The sequence below is a fragment of the Pseudomonas sp. TCU-HL1 genome, from assembly GCF_001708505.1.
GTDB lineage: Bacteria > Pseudomonadota > Gammaproteobacteria > Pseudomonadales > Pseudomonadaceae > Metapseudomonas.
In genome coordinates this window covers 5,871,438-5,891,838 of record NZ_CP015992.1, presented here as the reverse complement: position 1 = coordinate 5,891,838, position 20,401 = coordinate 5,871,438, and the positions used below count along the sequence as shown (strand labels likewise).

At 56.8% G+C, this 20,401-nt stretch carries 19 protein-coding genes, 1 tRNA gene and 3 pseudogenes; 11 read left to right on the top strand and 12 right to left on the bottom strand.

Going from position 1 to position 20,401, the window contains the following annotated elements; translation table 11 throughout:
• Positions 1 to 109: 109 nt before the first annotated feature.
• The 5 genes and pseudogenes from istA to istB all read left to right on the top strand — a co-directional run.
• Positions 110 to 985, top strand: a pseudogene (gene istA / locus THL1_RS26950) (IS21 family transposase); the annotation flags it as partial.
• An 83-nt stretch (positions 986 to 1,068) separates the two neighbouring features.
• Entirely contained in the window at positions 1,069 to 1,425 is a 357-nt protein-coding gene (tnpB, locus tag THL1_RS26945) for an IS66 family insertion sequence element accessory protein TnpB (RefSeq protein ID WP_003449170.1), read from the top strand.
• A 19-nt stretch (positions 1,426 to 1,444) separates the two neighbouring features.
• The gene (gene tnpC / locus THL1_RS26940) at positions 1,445 to 2,944 is read left to right on the top strand and encodes an IS66 family transposase (protein WP_083245827.1); all 1,500 of its coding nucleotides are present in this window, start codon (positions 1,445 to 1,447) and stop codon (positions 2,942 to 2,944) included.
• Between the two features lie 46 nt (positions 2,945 to 2,990).
• A pseudogene (locus THL1_RS26935) lies at positions 2,991 to 3,635 on the top strand (Mu transposase domain-containing protein); the annotation flags it as partial.
• Positions 3,636 to 3,652: 17 nt separating this feature from the next.
• Positions 3,653 to 4,408 (top strand): IS21-like element helper ATPase IstB, encoded by a 756-nt coding sequence (gene istB, locus THL1_RS26930; RefSeq protein ID WP_069082059.1) that lies wholly within the window; start codon positions 3,653 to 3,655, stop codon positions 4,406 to 4,408.
• A gap of 241 nt (positions 4,409 to 4,649) precedes the next feature.
• Here istB and THL1_RS26925 read toward each other — a convergent pair whose 3' ends face one another.
• The 3 genes and pseudogenes from THL1_RS26925 to THL1_RS26915 all read right to left on the bottom strand — a co-directional run bounded on the left by THL1_RS26925 (position 4,650) and on the right by THL1_RS26915 (position 8,130).
• Complete coding sequence (locus THL1_RS26925) at positions 4,650 to 4,925, bottom strand: hypothetical protein (protein WP_060613182.1); 276 nt, start codon at positions 4,923 to 4,925, stop codon at positions 4,650 to 4,652.
• Positions 4,922 to 5,902 (bottom strand): integrase domain-containing protein, encoded by a 981-nt coding sequence (locus THL1_RS26920; protein WP_060613183.1) that lies wholly within the window; start codon positions 5,900 to 5,902, stop codon positions 4,922 to 4,924. Before THL1_RS26920 ends, THL1_RS26925 begins: the two co-directional genes overlap by 4 nt.
• A gap of 904 nt (positions 5,903 to 6,806) precedes the next feature.
• Positions 6,807 to 8,130: pseudogene (locus THL1_RS26915) on the bottom strand (tyrosine-type recombinase/integrase).
• A 512-nt stretch (positions 8,131 to 8,642) separates the two neighbouring features.
• On the opposite strand from THL1_RS26915, the gene THL1_RS26910 reads away from it, so the two are divergent.
• The 4 genes from THL1_RS26910 (at position 8,643) to THL1_RS26895 (ending at position 11,632) form a co-directional block, all read left to right on the top strand.
• Positions 8,643 to 9,449: a TIGR04255 family protein gene (locus THL1_RS26910; RefSeq protein ID WP_069086101.1), complete on the top strand. Its 807-nt coding sequence runs from the start codon at positions 8,643 to 8,645 to the stop codon at positions 9,447 to 9,449.
• A gap of 232 nt (positions 9,450 to 9,681) precedes the next feature.
• Positions 9,682 to 10,203 (top strand): hypothetical protein, encoded by a 522-nt coding sequence (locus THL1_RS26905; RefSeq protein WP_237234750.1) that lies wholly within the window; start codon positions 9,682 to 9,684, stop codon positions 10,201 to 10,203.
• A 16-nt stretch (positions 10,204 to 10,219) separates the two neighbouring features.
• The gene (locus THL1_RS26900) at positions 10,220 to 11,092 is read left to right on the top strand and encodes a hypothetical protein (protein ID WP_069086099.1); all 873 of its coding nucleotides are present in this window, start codon (positions 10,220 to 10,222) and stop codon (positions 11,090 to 11,092) included.
• A gap of 351 nt (positions 11,093 to 11,443) precedes the next feature.
• Positions 11,444 to 11,632 (top strand): hypothetical protein, encoded by a 189-nt coding sequence (locus tag THL1_RS26895; protein ID WP_069086098.1) that lies wholly within the window; start codon positions 11,444 to 11,446, stop codon positions 11,630 to 11,632.
• A gap of 436 nt (positions 11,633 to 12,068) precedes the next feature.
• On the opposite strand, the gene THL1_RS26890 is transcribed toward THL1_RS26895, so the two are convergent.
• The 3 genes from THL1_RS26890 to THL1_RS29985 form a co-directional block, all read right to left on the bottom strand.
• Entirely contained in the window at positions 12,069 to 12,887 is an 819-nt protein-coding gene (locus tag THL1_RS26890) for a hypothetical protein (protein ID WP_069086097.1), read from the bottom strand.
• A gap of 74 nt (positions 12,888 to 12,961) precedes the next feature.
• Entirely contained in the window at positions 12,962 to 13,183 is a 222-nt protein-coding gene (locus THL1_RS26885) for a hypothetical protein (protein ID WP_145928399.1), read from the bottom strand.
• A gap of 629 nt (positions 13,184 to 13,812) precedes the next feature.
• Positions 13,813 to 14,250, bottom strand: a complete 438-nt coding sequence (locus tag THL1_RS29985; RefSeq protein WP_145928398.1) for a hypothetical protein — start codon at positions 14,248 to 14,250, stop codon at positions 13,813 to 13,815.
• Between the two features lie 140 nt (positions 14,251 to 14,390).
• On the opposite strand from THL1_RS29985, the gene THL1_RS26880 reads away from it, so the two are divergent.
• Positions 14,391 to 15,140 (top strand): cold-shock protein, encoded by a 750-nt coding sequence (locus THL1_RS26880; protein ID WP_069086095.1) that lies wholly within the window; start codon positions 14,391 to 14,393, stop codon positions 15,138 to 15,140.
• Between the two features lie 794 nt (positions 15,141 to 15,934).
• Here THL1_RS26880 and THL1_RS30200 read toward each other — a convergent pair.
• Positions 15,935 to 16,081: a hypothetical protein gene (locus THL1_RS30200; RefSeq protein ID WP_161490992.1), complete on the bottom strand. Its 147-nt coding sequence runs from the start codon at positions 16,079 to 16,081 to the stop codon at positions 15,935 to 15,937.
• 37 nt (positions 16,082 to 16,118) lie between these two features.
• On the opposite strand from THL1_RS30200, the gene THL1_RS26875 reads away from it, so the two are divergent.
• Positions 16,119 to 17,042, top strand: a complete 924-nt coding sequence (locus THL1_RS26875) for a phage integrase N-terminal domain-containing protein (RefSeq protein ID WP_069086094.1) — start codon at positions 16,119 to 16,121, stop codon at positions 17,040 to 17,042.
• A 170-nt stretch (positions 17,043 to 17,212) separates the two neighbouring features.
• Here the strand turns inward: THL1_RS26875 and THL1_RS26870 are convergent, their stop codons facing one another.
• The 5 genes from THL1_RS26870 to THL1_RS26855 form a co-directional block, all read right to left on the bottom strand.
• Positions 17,213 to 17,827 carry a helix-turn-helix domain-containing protein gene (locus THL1_RS26870; protein WP_069086093.1) on the bottom strand — a complete coding sequence of 205 codons (615 nt, stop codon included), beginning with the start codon at positions 17,825 to 17,827 and terminating at the stop codon, positions 17,213 to 17,215.
• Positions 17,828 to 17,831: 4 nt separating this feature from the next.
• A complete protein-coding gene (locus THL1_RS29340) occupies positions 17,832 to 18,038 on the bottom strand; it encodes a helix-turn-helix transcriptional regulator (RefSeq protein WP_083246021.1) in 207 nt (68 codons plus the stop codon).
• Positions 18,039 to 18,155: 117 nt separating this feature from the next.
• Positions 18,156 to 18,896: a hypothetical protein gene (locus THL1_RS29980; protein ID WP_145928397.1), complete on the bottom strand. Its 741-nt coding sequence runs from the start codon at positions 18,894 to 18,896 to the stop codon at positions 18,156 to 18,158.
• Positions 18,893 to 20,110: a tyrosine-type recombinase/integrase gene (locus THL1_RS26860; RefSeq protein ID WP_069086091.1), complete on the bottom strand. Its 1,218-nt coding sequence runs from the start codon at positions 20,108 to 20,110 to the stop codon at positions 18,893 to 18,895. The genes THL1_RS29980 and THL1_RS26860 overlap by 4 nt, the downstream gene beginning before the upstream one ends.
• A gap of 168 nt (positions 20,111 to 20,278) precedes the next feature.
• Positions 20,279 to 20,354 (bottom strand) — tRNA-Thr (locus tag THL1_RS26855).
• Between the last annotated feature and the right edge of the window lie 47 nt (positions 20,355 to 20,401).

The following is a 20,401-nucleotide window of genomic DNA, read 5'->3' as shown; positions in this document are numbered from 1 at the left end:
CTGATTCCACAGCCATCCGGCCACCCGTCAGGCAGGCAGCCACGCAGGATTTCTTCACTACCATCGGCCTCTTTTTCGGAGCAGAGAGGTCGCCGTGGAGCGTTTATCCATGCGTAAGATTCGCGAAGTACTACGTCTCAAGTTTGAGGTTGGTCTATCTGCCCGCCAGATCGCGGTCAGCCTGCAAGTTGGTCGCGCCACCATCGGTGACTACCTCAATCGCTTTGCTGCCTGTGGGCTGACCTGGCCCTCTGCCCTGACCGACGCCGAGCTGGAGCGGCAGCTTTTCCCGCCGTCGCCCTCCGTTCCCAGTGAACAGCGCCCGATCCCTGACTGGGCTTGGATACATGCCGAGCTGCGTCGTCCCGGGGTCACCCTGGCGCTGCTCTGGCAGGAGTATCGACTGAGCCAGCCACAGGGGTTCCAGTACAGCTGGTTCTGCGATCACTACCGCGCCTGGCAGGGCAAGGTGGATGTGGTAATGCGCCAAGAGCACCGGGTCGGCGAGAAATTGTTTGTCGACTATGCCGGCCAGACAGTGCCGATCATTGACCGGCGTACCGGCGAGATCCGTCAGGCGCAGATCTTTGTCGCGGTGCTCGGCGCCTCCAGCTACACCTTTGCGGAGGCCACCTGGTCACAGCAGTTGTCGGACTGGCTGGGTTCTCATGCTCGCTGCTTTGCCTTTCTCGGCGGGGTGCCGGCGATCGTGGTGCCGGACAACCTACGCAGTGCAGTGAGCAAGACGCACCGCTATGAGCCGGACATCAACCCCAGCTATCGCGATCTGGCCGAGCATTATGCGGTGGCTATCGTGCCAGCCAGAGCCCGAAAGCCGCGTGACAAGGCCAAGGTTGAGGTCGGTGTGCAGGTGGTGGAGCGCTGGATTCTGGCGGCACTGCGCCACCGGCAATTCTTTTCGCGGGAAGAGCTCAACACCGCCATCGGTGCGCTACTGGTTCGCCTGAATCAGCGCCCGTTCAAGAGTAAGCGCTCCATGAACCCCACCTTCAACTGAACGATCCGCTTGCGGATGCTGGGCTCCCGTTTTCCCAGTGGAGCCCCGTCATGATGCGTCCGGACGCCAAGGTCAAAGCCGTCTACCTCTATCCGAAACCCGTCGACTTCCGGAAGTCCATTGATGGTCTGGCGGCCTTGGTGGAGCTGGATATCAAGGTGGCCGTGTTCGACCCGGTGTTGTTCGTCTTCCTCAACAAAACACGCAACCGGGTGAAGATCCTCTATTGGGAACGCAATGGCTTTTGCCTGTGGCTCAAGCGCCTGCAGGCCGAGCGTTTCAAGACCAAGCCTGATGCTGAAGAGCCCATCGTGTTGACGGTGCGGGAACTGAATCAGTTGCTGGCAGGATTCGACCTCTGGGGGAACCAGCCACACAAGGTGCTGACCCCGCGTTTTGTGAGCTGAGTCGGTATAATCCGGCGCCATGAAATCTGGCGCAGACTCCCTTCCCGACGATCCCGTCCTGCTCAAGGCCTTGGTTCTGCAATTGCAGGAACAGGTTGCTCTGCTGCGCCACAAACTGTTCTCGCCAAAGTCCGAGCGTAGCCCCGAGGATGCCGACTCCCCTCAGTTGGCCATGTTCAACGAGGCTGAGGAGTTGCTCGAAGAACCTGCTGGCGGATCGGGTGAAGCCGAAGAAGTCGTCGCCCCAGTGAAGCGACGTGGCAAGCGCAAGCCCCTCCCGGCTGACTTGCCGCGCGTTGAAATCATCCATGAACTGCCCGAGCACGAGTTGACCTGTGCCTGCGGCGCCTGCAAGCAGGTGATCGGCGAGGAGACCAGCGAGCAATTGGAGATCATCCCGATGCAGGTACGGGTGATCCGCCATATCCGCAAAACCTACGCCTGCAAAGCCTGCGAAAGCGCTCCGGTCACGGCCGACAAGCCGGCCCAACTGATCGAGAAAAGTGTGGCCAGCCCTAGCGTGCTGGCCATGCTGCTGACCACCAAGTACGCCGATGGCATCCCGCTGTATCGCTTCGAGAGGATGCTCAGCCGCCACGGCCTCGACATCCCCCGCCAGACCCTGGCGCGCTGGGTGATCCAGTCTGGCGAGCAGTTGCAGCCCCTGCTCAACCTCATGCGCGACCAGTTGCTGGGCTACCCGGTGTTGCACTGCGACGAAACCCGGCTGCAGGTACTGCACGAACCCGGGCGCGATCCCACCGCGCAGTCCTGGATGTGGGTACAGAGCGGCGGCCCGCCGGAGAAACCCGTCGTCCTCTTCGACTACAGCACCAGCCGCGCGCAGGAGGTGCCGTTGCGCCTGCTCGCCGGCTATCGCGGCTACCTGATGACCGACGACTATGCCGGCTACAACGCCGTGGCCGCGCAAGACGGCATCGAGCGCCTGGCCTGCTGGGCTCACGCTCGACGCAAATTCATCGAGGCACAGACGGTGCAGCCCAAGGGCAAGATCGGGCGCGCCGACATGGCCTTGAACCTGATCAACCAGCTGTACGGCATCGAGCGCGATCACAAGGACAGCGGCAACCTGGAACGTCACGCCGCACGACAGCAGCGCAGCCGGCCCCTCCTGGAACAGCTCAAGGCCTGGCTGGACAAGACCCAGCCACAGGTCGCCGCGCAGAATGCCCTGGGCAAGGCGGTGAACTACCTGGCCAGCAACTGGAGCCGGCTCGTGCGCTATGTCGAAGGCGGGCATCTGCCCATCGACAACAACCGTGCCGAGAACGCCATCCGTCCTTTCGTGATCGGCCGCAAGAACTGGCTGTTCAGCGACACGCCCAAGGGCGCCACGGCCAGCGCGCAGCTCTACAGCCTGATCGAAACGGCCAAAGCCAACGGGCAAGAACCCTATGCCTGGCTGCGCCACGTCCTGGAGCGCCTGCCAACGGCCAACAGTGTCGAAGACTACGAAGCCCTGCTGCCGTGGAACTGCCCGCCGACTAGCACATCCTGATCGCGATACCCCGTCAAAGGAAGACGGGGTTTATGGAGCGGTTACGTTCAAGAAGCTGCCGGGTTCCCGGCAGTCAGCCTTCGAAACGCTGGATCAACCGGCACTGCGCGCTCTTCCGGAGCAGCCCTATGTCTACGCCGAATGGAAGAAAGTCCGGGTGCATATCGACTACCACGTCGAGGTCGATGGGCATTACTACTCGGTGCCCTACCAACTGGTGAAGCAACAACTGGAGGTGCGCCTGACGGCGCGCACGGTGGAGTGCTTCCACGGCAATCAGCGGGTGGCCAGCCATGTCCGCGCCCAGCTTAAGGGGCGGCATAGCACCCAGGTCGGGCACATGCCCAAGAGTCATCGCGAACATGCCGAGTGGACGCCCCAGCGCCTGGTGCGCTGGGCGGAGCAGACCGGCCCCCATACGGCTGGCGTGATCCAGCACATCCTCGAACGGCGCAGCCATCCGAGCCACGGCTATCGGGCCTGCCTGGGCATCCTGCGCCTCGGCAAAGCCCATGGCGAAGATCGTCTGGAGGCGGCCTGCCAGCGCGCATTGAGCTTGGGGGCCTGTAGCTACAAGAGCCTCGAATCCATCCTGCGCCAAGGCCTTGAGCGTCTGCCGCTGCCTCAACAGCACCTGCCGCTGCTGCCGGATAACCACGAAAACCTGCGTGGCCCGCGCTACTACCACTGACCTGAAGGAACGCCCCCATGTTGCATCACCCGACTCTGGACAAGCTCCAGAACCTGCGCCTGCACGGCATGCTCAAAGCGCTGAGCGAGCAGCTGACAACCCCGGATATCAGCAGCCTGAGCTTCGAGGAACGCCTCGGTCTGCTCATCGACCGTGAACTGACCGAGCGCGAGGACAAGCGCTTGAGCAGCCGGCTGCGCCAGGCCCGACTCCGGCATAACGCCTGTATCGAAGACCTCGACTACCGCAGTCCGCGCGGCCTGGACAAGGGGCTGATCCTCCAGCTGAGCAGCGGCCAGTGGCTGCGTGAAGGGCTCAACCTGATCATCGGCGGCCCCACCGGCGTGGGCAAAACCTGGCTCGCCTGTGCCCTGGCCCACAAGGCCTGCCGGGATGGTTTCAGCGTGCGCTACCTGCGCCTGCCACGCCTGCTGGAGGACTTGGGCCTGGCTCACGGCGATGGTCGCTTCGCCAAGCTGATGAGCAGCTATGCCAAGACCGACCTGTTGATCCTCGATGACTGGGGACTGGCCCCGTTCACCGCCGAACAGCGCCGCGACATGCTGGAACTGCTGGATGACCGCTACGGCCAACGCTCGACCCTGGTGACCAGCCAGATGCCCGTGGAAAACTGGCACGAGCTGATCGGCGATCCAACCCTGGCCGATGCCATCCTCGACCGTTTGGTACACAACGCCTATCGCCTCCAGCTCAAGGGCGAATCGATGCGTAAAAGAACTCGGAAATTGACGGCACCCGGGCAATCAGATTAACAATGCCAGCCCTGCGTCGCTGCGCTCCGACTGCCCGGCCGGATGGCCGTGGAACAGGTGGCCGGATGTGCGTGGAATACCCGGCCGGATCAGCGTGGATTGGGTGGCCGGATGGCGTGGAATCCGCAGCTGGATGATAAAATCTCGTTTAAATACTTTCGTTGCAAAGGCTCCCAAGCTTGCTCTGTATGTATAGTGTCATGCATATATGACTTTTAGATTTGTGCGGGTGATTGCTAGCTTAACTGCCAAACACCCATTTTTTGTCTAGTCGCCGGATGAGTAGTTTCAACGTCAGTGAATAGTAGTACTTCGTCGCATTACTATGCCCAGCGAGATGGTGCTGAACGAACCAGGCCATATGCTTCCTTCGCCAACACCAAGGTGTTTCCTGCTTCCAGCGATCTGCGATAGCCGCCTGAATAATTTTCGCCTGCCGCAAATGACGCTGCCGCGTTGCGTACGACCCTGTCAGCACCGCAGCCAAGAACAGCTCCATATCGAATGGCTTGTTCATGTACGTCCTCCAATGTACGCAGCGACCACGTCGATCCGACCGTGCCCCAGCTCATAGCTGATTTGCCTCCGGGCATCACGATCAAGGTACCGTAGTACCTGGCAACATTGGCCGCCGATGATAGGCGCGGGGTGTTGGGTGATTTGCTCATAGCGCTCACATGCGTACGCCGCTCGTAGCTCATGGAAGCCTTTGAGGTTGTGTGCATGCAGGATGTCCCGCGCTGGGCGGATGATTTCTTGCAGAAGACTCAGGTAGCTTTCGTGTGGTGCAATCAAGTTGCGGCTACCCACAGGCGACACTTGCAATGCAAACCCAAGTGCGTCGCGAACATGGTCGTCCACCGCAATCCAACGTGGCGCCGAGGCGCCAGCGCGGCCGCCTTTGGTGCCGTCCTGGATGTTGATCCTGCCGAACTCTTTAGCCTCACGACTTAGCCGCGGCAGGTTAGCCAGGATGGCCTCACGCAAGCGCATACCGGTGGCTCGCGCTAACAGAATGATCGCGGCGGCCCGCAGCTGATGATGGCGGCAAAACGTGTCGACTATCTGCTTAACCTGCTCGCGATCCTGGCCTTGCGGAACTGAGTGTCGAACCCCGGTACGCTGCATACCCAACGCCTTGCTTGGACTTGGCAATTTCACATACTGATCACCGCGAAGCGCCGCCATGGTCCTGTTAACGCTGGATAGCCGATTTTGTGCGGTGCTGACGGCGAGGTCACCGCGCCCAACCACGTCGCGCAGATACGCCGCATAGTCGGCCAATACCTTCCGATCAATCTGCCGCGCATCATTGATACCAGGCCCCTGTTCGGAACGGCACCATTTGACGAATGCCTGCCACCGATCACAGTGCGCTTTGACCGTGCCGTAATGACCGCCGCCGAACATGTCTTTCAGCGCTTGCGGCCCTGCGTAGCTCAATTGCCTGCCATAGCCGAAATTACGACCATCGCGTCTACCCACCAATGCCATGTCGGTCACCTCATCTTCCGTTCTCCGATCCTCACCCCCACGTCATCCCGCCAAGAATGCTGAGTGTTATCAGGGATCAAGGCCCCTGCGACCTGTGGGGATGTCCTCATGCGGGACTGGCGGCTCCTTACGACCGGGAGCACGGGCATCTCATGATCTGGCCTCCTGAGCACTTCCGAGGAAGTGGGCGGGTGGAGGCTGCGTTGGCTGACGAGACCGGTGCCGCGAGATCCTGAGTCGGGTGAAGGCAGTAAAGCGATGACCGGGGCGTGCCTGACTGTCAGTCAGGTGCAGTCCATTCCTTAGGCTGCGGCACCATCATCTGCATCGCTGTTGCTGGTGACTTCGGTGTTTGTCACGCCGATTGTCACGAGAGGGAATGCCGCAAAGCCTTGTACGAGTTGGGCTGCAGCAGTGGTAGGAGCGCCCGTCTCTTTCCGGGAGAAAGAGACGGGCGCAGGTTGGCGCACGGGAATGGCCAAGCGGATAGGTTGCAGCAGGGCAGCTATGAAAGGGGATGAGTTGCCGCAGTGGGCACACTGGTAAAAGTAGGCATCCATCACATCGTTGTGACCGTGCGAGCCGCCGGACGCTAATCGCACTTTGGGAGAACCACCACGGTGTGGCGTAGCCTTAAAGGTTCTGGCTACCTGGGTTGCTGTCAACGACAGCGCTTGCCCGATCTTTTCTACGCCTGTGGGTAACTCGGGTCAAGGCTCGAGTTTTCGGGAGTTCTGCGGCTGTGGATGAAATTATCCACTGGTGGAAATCAGTGGTTTTCCACAGACAGTTGTGTGGGCTTTAGATTTTTTAAGTGAGGTCCATCCAAACAGGGCGGCTTTGCAGCCCTGTTTGGATGGACCCGCGTGGACAAGCGGATCGCTGAGATATGAAGACCGGACACTTACTCAGTTGCGCCACGTTTTGCTTTTAGGCGAGTGACGTTCGCGCCTGTCTGGTTCGCGAATTCGTGTGGAGTGACATGCTCCTGCCGGTTGGCCTCCAGGTACCGGCTCCACCAGTTCATAATCAGCCTGCGCTCCTCGATGAACTCGGCCTTGTGGATGTAAGCGGCGCGGACGTTGTTGCGCTCCTTGTGGCTCATCTGCCGTTCAATGGCTGTCTCCGACCACAATCCTGACTCGATCAGTGCGCTGCAGGCCATCGATCGAAAGCCATGGCCGCAGATTTCCGTTTTGGTGTCGTAGCCCATCTTTCTAAGCGCGCTGTTCACCGTGTTTTCAGACATGGGCTTCCAGGGCTTGGCATCGCCTGCAAACACCAAGTCGAATTTGCCGGTGAGGACGTGGATCTGTTCAAGCAGGGTCACGGCTTGCGGCGATAAGGGTACAAGGTGGATGTCCCCGGCCATCTTCGTACCCCTTGTTGAAAAGGGTACTCCGTCCAACGCGGGTCGAGTGTCCGGTATCTCCCAGGTGCCGCGCTTGAGGTCGAACTCGCTCCAACGGGCGAAGCGCAGTTCGCTGGAGCGGACGAACACATGCAGCGAGAGCATGACCGTCAGCCGGGTAAGTGCGCGGCCTCTGTAGGTGTCGATACGCTCCTGCAATTCAGGCAGACGCGATAAGGGTAAAGCAGGGCGGTGAATCACCCTCGGGGCTTTGATCAAACCTTCAAGGTCGGAGGCAGGGTTTGCCGCGATCTGTCGAGCGCGTTTCGCCTCGCGCATGATGCTTTGTAGGTAGTTTTGTACCCTTAAAGCGACGTCAATCGTGCCGCGTTTTTGGATCGCTTCCAGAGGTTGCATCAGGTCATGGGTATCCAGATCGACAATAGAGCGAGCGCCGATCAGCGGGAATACATGGGTTTTTAGGCGGCTCAGAACCGTCTTCGCATGACCCGGTGCCCATTTGGCAGACATCGCTTTGTGCCATTCCAGTGCAGCGCTTTCAAAGGTACGGCCTTTGATTGCGGCCTGTGTCTTGGATTGGTGTTTGGTCTCGATAGGGTCGATGCCTTTCGCCAGCATCCGCTTGACCTCCAGGCGCTTGTTGCGCGCATCGGCGAGGCCGACCACGGGGTAGCTGCCGAACGAGGGTCAGTCCTTCGCGGCCATCAGGTTTTACATACCTGAGACGCCAGCCTTTACGGCCATTGGGTTGGACTAGAAGGTAGAGGCCGTCGCCGTCGAAAAGCTTGTAAGCGCGGTCGGTGGGCTTGGCTGAGCGGCAAGCCGAATCGGAGAGTGGAGCAGTGGTGCGCGACATAAGGGTACTCCCCCTTTATCGAATTACCTTACCCCTAACACTACCCCTAAAACGGTTGGAATCCACCAGTTTCTGACGGAAACCGATGGAACGCCAAAACGAAAAAACCCGCCAGAAGGCGGGTTTTTCGGGGGTTCCAGAGATGTTGAAAGCTTTCTATGGAACCTTGGATGGTGCCGGCACCAGGAGTGAAATTGGCTTGGCATGAGCTACGTGGCTATTGGCTTACGCCTATTCAGATATTGGATAGGGTACTCAAATAGGTACTCGATGTGGAGTTCCAAATCAATTAGTAGCGATCTGTCCTGGGAGGGCCTTTGCAGTTCGGGGCAGACCAGGGGGCGTGGTTCGCCAAACCAGCTCGATGCTCAATCCAGGCGACATCATGCTCCCCAGTCGAAGCGCTGGCTAAACGTGCAGTCGGACAAAGCAGGCGCGATTGCTCGACGAATTGCCGGCGTGTAAAGTGGCGTGTAAACTGTCAATCAAAGTGTCAAGCATGGATGAGTGCAATGGGCAAAAAACTTAAGAACGCGCCGGTCTTCTTCACGATTGGCCAGGTGCAGCACAACCCTTTGCTTTCGCTTGGCTCCTATATCCCGCAAATCCAGGAGCGCATGCGCAAAGCTGGCTACCCAGGCTTCGAGCGATCAGCTCAGATGAGGCTTGCGCTGCAGAGCGTCTCAGATGGAACCGACGAGAACGGTCCAGTCCCGGCGTTTCAGAAAATGGACCGCTTCGTATTTTCTGACCTCAATAGCACCCAAGGTTTCATCCTGCAGCCGAACGCCATTTCGTTTCAAACGACGGTTTACGATCGGTTCGAGGGCTTCTATGAGCAGCTGGAGATGGGGCTCAGCATCCTGAACGAGGTCGTCGGCGGACTGAGCTTTGTTGAGCGGCTTGGTCTGCGTTACTTGGATGCGGTGGCTCCACAGCCTGAGGAGGATCTGGGTCAGTACCTTGTGCCGCAGGTGTTGGGTCTTCCCTTCAAGATGGAGGAGGCAATGTTTAGCCATTCCTTTACGGAGGCGGTTCTGATGGCTGAGGGGCTTGGTCAGGTGGTGGCGCGCACCGTCATCCAGAACGGTAAGCTCGCATTCTCACCAGACCTTGATCCGGCTCCGCTGAAGCTGCAGGCGCGCTTTGAGTCGATTGTAGGCATGCATGCAATCATTGATACGGACGGCTTCTCCATTGAGCGTCGCCCATATGAAATCGACGAAGTACGATCCAGAATGGATGCTCTGCACGAGCTTATCGGTCAGTGCTTCAATGCCACGGTTACCGATTTTGCGCGTACAGCCTGGGATACTTGAAAGGAGTCTCTGACCCATGCACATCGCACACTCAGATCGAACAAGCTCGCAGCTTGCAAGTAGCTTTCGGGCGTCTCGGCGCCTTGAGTGCCGGGCGACTCTTGAGAGGCGTGAGCTTTCTACGGCTACGACTGCCGGCGACCAAGGTGGGTCGACTAAGGGGGCATCCTCGCGATTTATTCGAGGCTGCGGAGGGGTCGCTCTTGCGTTGTTGGTAGGCACTGGCGGCGCCGTGACGCCTGATTACGTTGCGGCTCGTGATGGTAAGGGTTATCGCCTGTACGACGTCCAATACTCGGAAAGGAAGACTGGCGCGGGCGCACAGCCTGCCAGGATACGCAGCTCGGCCGAGAATCTTGCGTTCGTGCGCGACACACTTAAGCCGCCGGTGACCGAGTTGGCATCCTACTTCGGTGTTTCGCGTCAGGCCATCTACAACTGGCAGGCAGGAGAACCTATCTCCGCGCAAAACGAGGCGCTGCTCCAGCAGTTAGCGGATGCCGCAAGTCTCTTGCGTCAGGAGGGGCTCGCGGGGAGTGCCAGCTTGATCAAGCGGAAGCTGCCTGGGGGGAAAACGCTTCTTGAGCAGATGCGCAGCGGGGAATCAGGTGAGTCTGCCGCCAAGGCGCTCGTTGCCATGATTCAGCGGGAGAGCAAGCAGCGCTCGGAAGCGGCTCAGCGCCTCAGAGGAAGAGTTGTCGCCTCCGTCGATTTGTCTGATGCGGGCGCTCCTCATCTTGATGAGCAGGCATAGAGGATGAAGTAGCTGAATGGGTAGCTGGAGCAGAGAAACACCCTGGCGACAAGGAAGCCTCCTTCAACCGGATACCATTCGGGAGCTGGAGCTTGCTACACACCTCCCGCCGGAGAAGGTTGCCGCAGTCGTTGCCACTCATGACTGCGATCTTGCCCAGCTACCTGACAGCGAACCGGTGGTGGAGGTGGTGCTGGGGACGATTCTGGATGGGGCACCCAATGGCAACTACACCAACTGCAAAAATCTCCGGCGCCTGCATGTGGGGTGCACGGCAACTGGCGAAGAAATCCATGTCGAAATCGATGCCAACAAGCGGGTCTTCATCCCGAAAGAGGTGGTTGAGGACCCCAGGCGTGGGCTGAGTGCGCATTCGCCAGTCCCTTCGCACAAGATGACCGCGAGGGAGCACAGCGTGTTTCAGCGCTGGCTGGCCGCCCGGTATCGCAGGTCGGCTTTCCCGGATGAGTTCGATCGGCGACTGAAATCGGAAACTAAGGTTGCCGAGAAGCTGGCCAAGGCGTTCAAGGACAGTGGCAACCATATCGTCGCCGTATTCTTTGACGTAGATGGCGGCGTTGAGAATGCCCGAGACGGCGCCGACGATCCCTATGAGCTCCTGATTACGCTGCTCTATGCAACGGATGTCGACCCGGCTGCTGCCGAGGCTGCGGCCATCGCGACAGCGGAGATCATCCAGTCAATTTTTGACGGTGGCTGCCGGATCAAGAAGGGTGATAGCGAAGGCTGGCATTGGATCGAGCTCGTCGGCATAGAAGTCATGTCGGACGAGGCCCTGTCATACGCCCAGTCGCAACTGCTCAAGAAATGGCAGGCAGACCACATCAGTCTCCGTACTGAACCGGCGCAGCCGATGCTTGAAAATTGACCAGCGAGCGCCGAGGGGAGGACAAAATTTTGTAAGCGCCTGAAATTTCTGAAATTCCCCTTATGTCGTTGTTGACTAGCGACAGAACATGTGGGAATATGAGATTTGCTGCATTAGCGTCTTAAGCAGCAAAAAGCCCACCGCCCTTGTTGGTAAGGGGAGTGAGCTGAGAGCCGTGCATCGAAGGTTTTGCCGAACCCAAGAGCACATTTAACTCAACCAACCTTGGAGGTCAGGTTTTTTCAATCGCGGGAAAACATTCTACGGATATCAATTATCCCTGACAAGCCTGCTTGACCGGCGGTCATTCGACCCAAGGTGCCTCCGAGGTCTCTCTTTGGAGAACTTCGTATGAGTACTATGATCTGCAGGCCGTTCATCACCCTTCGCAATGGCCGTCGCCTGTACGCCCATGAGGTAGGTAAAACTGCCTTCTGCTTTGAGGTTGATGAAGTGAAACCAGCAAAACCGCAAGGTTCGCTTGAGGTTCAGCTGGAGCTCGATGACCTTGAGGAGTCGGGTGATACCCCGCTCCACTAAGCCATCCAGGGCGTTTCACAGCGCCTGTCACCCTCCGGAGGGGGCAATCGCCCCCTCCACCCTTTACTGTCCACCTTCGTTATCAACGATAGCAACGTTCGAGGCTTTTGCGCGTCGCGTGCTCTGGTTCCTTGCCTCTGATGATCAGCCGTCCCCAAAAGATGCCTCCGATCAGGCCACAGTTGATCGGTGACTTGAATCGCCCCGGCTTTCCTAGACACTCTCAAAGCTTTGAAAATAGCGCTTTTCAAATTCCACTGGCGATAGCTGCATGCGAAGCCTGGCCTAGAAGATTGGCGGAAAGTACCTTTTGCCTGATTAAGGCTCGGCTTCCACGGGTTCTCAGCCTGCTTCCGGGGTTTGGGCTGATCTGGCCGCGACCGGCGAGTGCCCAAGAGCGCTCGCCGATTGCATGGAGTTCCCTGTAGTCAGGGTGTTACGGGTTGCCAGCCATCTTCCGGGCGTAGTGACGATCACTGAGATTCTTCTTGGGATCAGCCTTGGCCCAACTCACTGGCTTATTACAGTCCTGGCAGGTCAGCACCTTTTCGTCAGCGCTGAGGGTGTACAGGTGAGTTTTCGAGCCATCGCCGATCTTCAAGCCGGCATCCGTTACCTCAAACCCTGGCACCTCATACCCCAGACGATCCATATTCTCGAACTTGAATGACCAGACCCTGACCTGTTTCTCGCGCCAGATACCCATGATGGTCAACGGATCATGCTTCGTAGTGCGTTGATAAACCCAATCGCCTTCATACGGCGTCAGCTTCGGAGCCTCTGAATCCCGACGCGCCTGCTCCAAGGCTTCCTTCTGTATTTTTTCCAGTTCGGCGTTCAATGCTTCCTCGTTCTTGCGGGCTTGCTCCTTAAGCATCTGATCTACGTCATACGGCCCCTCGGGGTCATATTTCCAAACATGCTCGTCCGTTCTCATACCGAGTACCTTGCAATTAAGGCAGTCAAGGCTTCGCTCATCGACGTTACGCTTCATCACCAGACGTGTGGAGCTGTTCACGGCATCAAGAAGAAGCTTTTCATCCTTTACCGATACACTCATTTTGCCGAGCGGTTTAATGCCGCCTTTTCCGAGGTCCCCAAATAGCTCTGCTTCATCACCATGAACATTGAGAACCATCGTCCCGTTCATGCTTGAGTCTTTGAATCGGTAAGCCCCTGTGAAGTCTTCGCCGCCGCAGCCAGAGAGGAGAGTTCCAGTAACAACGGCTGCAGCGAATTTAAATAGCGTGCGCATAACGTCCTTCCATTGGTTTTTGTCGCCTTTCGGTAGGCAGTGATCTGCATCTGCAGATTGATGCTATTTTGACATCATTTGCTGAGCTGACGCACAACCCTTGCGTTGAGCTGCTCGATGAAAAGTTCGGCGCAACATTCATCCAGCCACAGCAACAGCGGCATCCAGTACAGGCGCAGGACATTACCTTCTCTAGCGATGAGTACCGGTCGCGTCACGGAGGACGTCCACTTCATACGGGGAAACAGACAGCTGACGATCATCAATTCATCCAGATCAGCCCGCATCATCATCATGATCCTCCCGCCGCTCCAGCCATTCCGCCAGGCCCCACAGACCCACCCCAATAAACGCCAGCACCACGATGGCCCACAGCGGCACCAACCGATGAGAGCCCAACCAGAAGCCGGCGCCAGCACACGCGATCCACGCTAGAGTTCGCCCCATACAGACCACCTCCATTCATGTTGAGGGGCCACGCTACTCCGAGGTAGGTTGGTGTCAGCGAGCAATCGGAAAAAATCGTTAGTTCCCGTGCTGGAAGTTGAGGACGCCGCAGTGGGGTTCGGGATGGTGGCAATGGTGCCCAGATGGTGCGATGGTGAAGACCGCTTATTTCTCAGTGGTTTTTGCGGGTTTGCCAGTGTGTGGGAAGAGCGCCGCTGGGATGCAACGGTAAAGTCACTGTGCATTCTCAGCGCCAGGACTGTGGGGACGCAGCATTTCCCAGGGTGTTTTCTCGGCGGCGCAGCGGAAAGCGCGATGCGATAGTGCGGTTTTCCAATGGTTTTCTGAAGTTTTCTGGAGATGGTGGGCTGTGCCGGCGTGCCCCACCTGAGGTGGCGTCATCGTCGGCACCAGAACGATCGGCGCCGCTCCTCCTGCCCGAAACTAGATGGTAAGAAGCTTTTGCCTCTTGAGCGAATTAAGAGGTTGCCCCCTTCATATCTAATATTGATCTTCGGAGATCATCCAGCTGAGCCTCCATCATTGTCAACTTGGCTTCTAATATGTAAGTTCTAGTTGGTGTCATGGAGTCTACATCGTAGATGCTAGGAACGGCAGCATCCACTACGGGTAGCAATGAAATTTCGCTTTCCGTCACCTGATCTACCACATAGAGAGAGCGGGTCTTTCCATTTTCGGTTTTCGCGCAAAACTCCAAATAAACTCCTCTAGGGATGCCGCTAATCCCGATCTTTTTCCCGTTATTTTCTCTGGGCAGGAAGCTCGCAATCTTAATTTTTTTGCCGCGTCGAAAAACGAGTGCGCCCCATGCCTTTTGGCAACTAAGCTCGGGTTTATTAATAAGGCAAGGATTATTAATGTAGCCTGTTTCATCTATATGTATTGCGTGCATCATCAGCGGCCCGAATTACCAATGGTCAAGTCAGGATAAAGACTTCGTGCCCCTCCCTTCCACCGAACTCGGTGTAGTTGCTTGGCGGTGACACGGAGTGCCCTGAGATACCATGGCGACCTCCACAAAAGGACAGGAAGGTCATGAGCGATAGATCGGATCAGAAAGCCTCTCGCATTTCAGGTGTGGTACGCAGCTTCATGCCGGAGAAGGGATTTGGGTTCATCCAGGGGGAGGACGGGCGCAGCTACTTCGTACACATCAAAAGCGTCGAAGGTGGAGAACTATTTGATGGTCAGGCCGTAGCATTTGAAGGCCAGCCAGGCCCGAAAGGATATCGGGCGCTGAGGGTGACACCGGGAGAGCGCCCGCCACCTGCCGGCTACGCCTATGAGTCCCCGAACCGATTCGTATGGACAAGGGACTCTGCTGCCCGTGGTTTCGAAACCATTTTCACCCTGGGCAGTGGCTGGGCTGAATCTAACAACCCCAATGAGGCTCGAGCGCTTTTGGAGAACGCAAGCGCAGATCGTGGGGGTAACGCGGTACTGAACGTGCGGCTCGAGAAATACAGCCGCAATGACGGCTGCTCGAACTATTACTACACCATGCACCGCTTCACTGGGGACTATGCCAATGTGCAGAAAATCGTCAGTACCACTGACCGAGACTGGATTTCCCGCTCGATTCAGTGGGAACAGGAATTCTTGGCTCGAATCGAAAAAGAAAATGCTCAGGTAGCCACGCCTAACGCTGGGACAACCAGTCTGGTGCCACCAGGAGCAATCAAGCACGGCGCAATGATGCTGCTGAGCTGGACACTCACACTGGCGAAAATCCTGGGCCTGGCACTTCTATTCGCTGCGAAAATTCTTCGGTCATCCCGGCGCTGATCGCACCGGGTAGCGCTGACTCTCTTTTCTGGGCGGTCACCAGAAGAGAGAGTTCACATTCATGTCGGCGTGGCTCTTTGTCTGACACCTCCCTTTGTTCCATCCATTCAGCGGCATCCCAGCACACAACACCCACTCTCTTTTCTGAGCTGAAAGCCAGAAAAGAGAGTGGGTCGCAGCAACTGCATCAGGTTCGGTTGAACTGGGCCTGAGGCTTCCTGAAAGATGATCGCAGCAGGTGAAGGAAATTTTCTCGCACGACTGATGAGCCCGGCAGGGCGAAACTCGCGACCGAGTCTCGTGCTAAGGGTTGTTTGATTCTCTGGAACAACCGCCCTCGACCTTTCTGCGTCATCGCAAAGGCGAGAGGGTCGATGTGGGCTGAGGCTGTCATCAGCCAGGCCCGCAACTACAGACCAAGGGTGTCCGTTCCAGCACCCTTGGGTTGTTGGCTGGACGGGTTCCAATCAACGAAGGAGGTGGTTCTAAACGCTCGGCTTGGGATCTCAGATCGAGCGGGATGTAGTGATGATGATCCGCACAGAGCGCGCAGCGCTTCCCGCCCAAGGTGTGGTCTGCCAGCGGGGGCAGGCAGTGAACGTGGGTGCAAACCGCACTCGCCTCGCTGGCACACGCCACGTAACGGCCAGGAGGATCGGAGTCCTGGAGCGCACGTTGCGTAAACCGTAGTAGTCGCATCCAGGTGCGGATTTGCGGTACCGGCAATCTTCATCGCGTTCTTCATCGCTGCACGCTCTGAGCATTGCTCGCGGCTCGATGATGACGCGACAGGATTAGCCATGCAGCAAGTCCGTATCAAGGATGCAAAACCAGCCCAGCAGGCTGGCCAGAACCCAGATCGGGTTGTCTGCCCCTCCAGGGGTGTCCTGTGTGCCAGAAATGGTGCTCAAGGCAGCAAGTTCGCTTTCACGTATCTCCATACGCGCACCTCCCCCATCAGAATCACCAGGAGCAATTATGGCTGGCTGGAAATCTTCACTGGCATCGGTGCTCAAGGAGCGCAACGGTATCAAGGCGTCAGACGGGACAATCGCCAGTCACGAGACGCAACACAAGCGCGCGACCGTCCTTTATCAGGCGTTCGCCGAGCTGAGAGAGATGGGCTACAAGCTGGACAATGTCAGGCAGTTAAAAGGGCGCCATGTGGAGGCGCTGACCAAGCACTGGCTAAGCAAAGGGCTTTCCCCCTCTACCCTGCAGAATCGTCTCTCCACCCTGAGGACATTTGCCTCTTGGATCGGCAAGGATGGCATGGTGGAGAGCACGGAGCGCTATTTTCAAAACCATGAGGCCGCCAGAACCTCGATCAATACCCAGGACAAAAGCTGGGAAGCGAACGGCGTGAGCGTTGCGCAAAAACTGGATGATTTGCGCGCCCTGGATGAGCGCGTTGCGCTCCAGGTCGAGTTGCAACTGCGATTTGGTCTCCGGGTAAAGGAGAGCGTCATGCTGCGTCCTCACCTAGCTGACAAGGGCGGCTACCTGGCTGTCAGTATTGGCACGAAAGGTGGACGGGACCGCACGGTTCCTATCGACACGCCAGAGCGGCGAGAGCTCGTTGATCGAGCTAAAACCTTTGCAGATCGCCGCACCGCCAGCACCGCCGATCCTGGCAAGTCCTTGAAACAGGCGTTGGGCCACTACAGCCGCGTTGTCGCCAAAGCGGGGCTGACCAAGGCTCAGCTCGGCGTGACCTCACATGGCTTGCGCCATGCCTTCGCCAATGAGCGTTATACCCACTACTCGGGCAGTCGCTCCCCGGTTGAGGGGGGAAGCCTCAGTTCCCAGGACGGGGAGTTGGATCGCTTTGCGCGCATGGCGGTTGTCGAGGAACTGGGACACTCTCGCGAGGACGTGTCCACGCATTATCTCGGACGCTAGAATGGGCTTCTCAGAAAATAATGATAGGACAGCGGCCTCGATTGCCAGGCATTGACTCTTTTTAGTTTTATTTATTTTTCTTTTTAGGGGCTCATCCTGAGCTGTCTAAGGGATAAACAGAGCTCTAACAGAGCCATGCTGATCCATGATAAGGCTCAGACTGATACGTATCAGTCTGAGCTGTGTATAACTTCATCAAGGTTGTGGTGGAGCTTGCTGCGAAGTTTGCTCCTTATGCTTATAGGTAGCTTATCTAGGTCAGAGAGCAAGGAAGCTAGGTTTATCTGAGTGTTTTCTCCGCCGACGTTGATTTGCATACTTAGTCTCTCTATATGCACGATTCTAGTACCTGCCAATTCTCCAGCGACAAGAAGGTTCTTAAGATCCGCCACCGCTCGTTTTACACCACTGGGAACGTAATCCCAAGTTGCTACAGCATGCGGTCGGCCATGCTCATCAGTGACCTGTATTTTTTCACGCAGGGTGTAGCGGTTAGAGCGACCAACTCGTTCTCTTGTAATGTAACCGGCCTCCTCCAACACTTTCAGTTCACGCTTGATCTGAGCCGGGCTAACACCTGATTTTTCAGAGATAAGATCAATTCCTGGGAAGGCAACGCCCGATGAGTAGTTCGTATGCGCTTTGATGACTGCGTAGACAGTGAACGCATGTGGACCAATCTTGGCCACGTCTCCCTGATCAATCATCGATTTGAATACATGAAACCACTGGGTTTGCGCCTCTAACGCAAGCAACTCTTGCGACTCTACCGTTCGACTACCCATAAGGTCACTTGCACGCGGATGAGTTGATTTTCTCATTCACCCAGGCGTTAACCCGCTCTGCAGACCAAGCAACCGAGTTAGCACCAATACGCACCGGTTCAGGGAAATCACCTGCCCGAACTAAGCGATAAATCTGTGATTTGCTCAATCCCACCAAAGCGCAGACACCAGGAAGGCGAAGCAGGGCAGGTGTAACAGATTGAGTAGCCATCTGGGTGGGTCTCCTTGGACCTGAGTTAGATGGCTAGGCATTCAATGGCACTTCAACTGAGTAGTCATGGGAATGCCCAAATTCCCATAGGAAACCCCAACTTTTAGCTATAAAAAATTATTCGCCGGAATTGGACTGGGCGCGCATGTATTTTCTAAGCGTTTTATGATCTTTTGGCATGTCGACTCCCGCATCCTCTGCGAGAGATATCACGGCAGAGTACAGGTCAAAATTCTCGCGCGGCGAGTGGAGTCTAGATGCGGCACTCAAGATACTCTCTATCCGCTTCTTGCCGTCGCGGTCAGCTGGTCTCTCACGATGAGCTTTGTCGACTTCCTTAATCAGATTAACCAGGCCATTCATAATCTTGCTGATGGTTCCCAGCTCTATTGTTTTAAGCTCGCTTCCCCTCTTGTCTTCCTTGGGTTGATCACATGCATTGCTACTTAATATGAATCCTGGGGGAGTAATTCCCGCATCAATGATCCACTCATTGAGGGAGCTTCTAGTAAAATATATTACACTTGCTGGAATATCTTTAAACTGTTCATCATCTCTGGAGTAGCAGTTTACGAGGCCGTTATTGGCTGAAGATGGGGCGTCGCAGGAATCATAAAAATATTTGCTTAGCAATTCAAAATAAAAACTGTAAGCCCTAGCTGAGCGCTGTGGGAATCCAGCCATTCCTACCCAAAATATATCATTGAGAGATGATCTGTTTCCCCGTTTTTCACCGTGTTCAATGTATAGCTCTTCAATAAGTTCATGCAGGGCATGTGCAGCTTCTTGGGGGCTAACTCTATAGTGGCGAGCGTACTCCGGCACCAAGTCAGAAAGACGCATTACATCATTATTCATGCGATTTTCTTCCCCACTGCGATGGCAGCTCCATTACTGCTGGATAGCAAAGCATCCAAGTGATCGGCATACCACTGCAGCATCTCTCGCCGTCCTTCCAAATACTGAGCATGGTTGTAGGTGCCGCGAATGCTGTTCTTGTCCACATGGGCCAACTGGGTCTCGACCCACTCGCTGGGGTATCCCTGTTCATGCAGGGTGGTGGACATCGTGTGGCGGAATCCATGACCTGTGGCGCGCCCGTCGTAGTCAGAGCGCTTCAGCAGTTGGTTGATGGCGGCCTCACTCATGGGTTTTGCTGGATCGTTACGGCCAGGGAACGCAAGTGTGTAGCCGCCAGTAATGCTTTGCAGTTCACGCAGAGCAGCGATTGCCTGCTCGGAGAGCGGGATTAGATGAGCGCGGCGCATTTTCATGCGCGCAGCAGGGATCAGCCAGAGCCGATTTTCGAGGTCGAACTCCGTCCAAGGGGCGCCTCGCAGTTCGGCGGTTCTAACCCCCGTCAGGATCAGCAGGCGAGTGGCGATCTTTACTATGTCGTTACCAGGGCAGGCTTGGATGGCGAGCAACAGCTCTGGCAGCTCCGCAACAGGTAAGAATGGGTAGTGTTTTGAGGTGGGAGTCTGTAGTGCGCCACCAATATCGGCGATAGGGTTGTATTCCGCACGGCCAGTGGCGATTGCATATCGGTACACCTCTTGGCAGCGCTGGCGAGTCTTGCGCAGTACCTCCAGCGCCCCTCGCGCTTCGACCCTGCGGAATACCTGCAACCACTGCATAGGCTTGATGTCGGCAAGGGGTAGGCTTCCCACGTGGGGGAAGATGTCCCGCTCGAAGGCCTCCATCACGTCGCTGGAGTATCCCGCTGACCATCGAGGCGCTTTGTGTTGATGCCACTCTAGCGCTAGCACCTTGAAGGTATTAGCGCGGGCTATTGCTGCCTGTGCTTTCTTGGTATCGCGCTCAAACCCTGGGTGCTTGCCTTGTGCCACGAGCTGGCGGGCCTCAGAGGCCAACTGACGGGCTTGAGCCAGCGTTACCTTGTCGACAGTGCCTACGGAAATGTGGGACTGCTTACCATCCAGACGGAAGCGGAAACGCCAGGATTTTCCTCCGGCAGCACGAATCCACAGGAACAATCCGCCTCCATCGGCAAGGCCGTAATCCTTGTCGCGTGGTGCGGCGTTCTTCACCTGTAGGACGGTTAATGGCATGGGGTGAGTACCTAAAGATTATTGAACCAATCAAAGGTACTTGCATGGGTACTCAAAGGGCAAGCGCTTGGCTGAAACGGGATGGCACTGCATGAAACACAAAGCCCGCACGAGGCGGGCTTTGTGGGGGATTCATGACACTGCTTGGCACTGCATGAATCTGTTTATTGGTGCCGGCACCAGGAATCGAACCCGGGACCTACTGATTACAAGTCAGTTGCTCTACCAGCTGAGCTATACCGGCCAGAAAGGGCCGCCATTATAGCGATTGGGCGTTACGAGTAAACCTCT

What these genes read in the sequence shown, in the direction of transcription:
- tnpB (WP_003449170.1), top strand. Translation starts at nt 1,069, where the DNA reads ATGATGCGTCCGGACGCCAAGGTCAAAGCCGTCTACCTCTATCCGAAA.
- tnpC (WP_083245827.1), top strand. Translation starts at nt 1,445, where the DNA reads ATGAAATCTGGCGCAGACTCCCTTCCCGACGATCCCGTCCTGCTCAAG.
- istB (WP_069082059.1), top strand. Translation starts at nt 3,653, where the DNA reads ATGTTGCATCACCCGACTCTGGACAAGCTCCAGAACCTGCGCCTGCAC.
- THL1_RS26925 (WP_060613182.1), bottom strand. Translation starts at nt 4,925, where the DNA reads ATGAACAAGCCATTCGATATGGAGCTGTTCTTGGCTGCGGTGCTGACA.
- THL1_RS26920 (WP_060613183.1), bottom strand. Translation starts at nt 5,902, where the DNA reads ATGGCATTGGTGGGTAGACGCGATGGTCGTAATTTCGGCTATGGCAGG.
- THL1_RS26910 (WP_069086101.1), top strand. Translation starts at nt 8,643, where the DNA reads ATGGGCAAAAAACTTAAGAACGCGCCGGTCTTCTTCACGATTGGCCAG.
- THL1_RS26900 (WP_069086099.1), top strand. Translation starts at nt 10,220, where the DNA reads ATGGGTAGCTGGAGCAGAGAAACACCCTGGCGACAAGGAAGCCTCCTT.
- THL1_RS26895 (WP_069086098.1), top strand. Translation starts at nt 11,444, where the DNA reads ATGAGTACTATGATCTGCAGGCCGTTCATCACCCTTCGCAATGGCCGT.
- THL1_RS26890 (WP_069086097.1), bottom strand. Translation starts at nt 12,887, where the DNA reads ATGCGCACGCTATTTAAATTCGCTGCAGCCGTTGTTACTGGAACTCTC.
- THL1_RS26885 (WP_145928399.1), bottom strand. Translation starts at nt 13,183, where the DNA reads ATGATGATGATGCGGGCTGATCTGGATGAATTGATGATCGTCAGCTGT.
- THL1_RS29985 (WP_145928398.1), bottom strand. Translation starts at nt 14,250, where the DNA reads ATGATGCACGCAATACATATAGATGAAACAGGCTACATTAATAATCCT.
- THL1_RS26880 (WP_069086095.1), top strand. Translation starts at nt 14,391, where the DNA reads ATGAGCGATAGATCGGATCAGAAAGCCTCTCGCATTTCAGGTGTGGTA.
- THL1_RS30200 (WP_161490992.1), bottom strand. Translation starts at nt 16,081, where the DNA reads ATGGAGATACGTGAAAGCGAACTTGCTGCCTTGAGCACCATTTCTGGC.
- THL1_RS26875 (WP_069086094.1), top strand. Translation starts at nt 16,119, where the DNA reads ATGGCTGGCTGGAAATCTTCACTGGCATCGGTGCTCAAGGAGCGCAAC.
- THL1_RS26870 (WP_069086093.1), bottom strand. Translation starts at nt 17,827, where the DNA reads ATGGGTAGTCGAACGGTAGAGTCGCAAGAGTTGCTTGCGTTAGAGGCG.
- THL1_RS29340 (WP_083246021.1), bottom strand. Translation starts at nt 18,038, where the DNA reads ATGGCTACTCAATCTGTTACACCTGCCCTGCTTCGCCTTCCTGGTGTC.
- THL1_RS29980 (WP_145928397.1), bottom strand. Translation starts at nt 18,896, where the DNA reads ATGAATAATGATGTAATGCGTCTTTCTGACTTGGTGCCGGAGTACGCT.
- THL1_RS26860 (WP_069086091.1), bottom strand. Translation starts at nt 20,110, where the DNA reads ATGCCATTAACCGTCCTACAGGTGAAGAACGCCGCACCACGCGACAAG.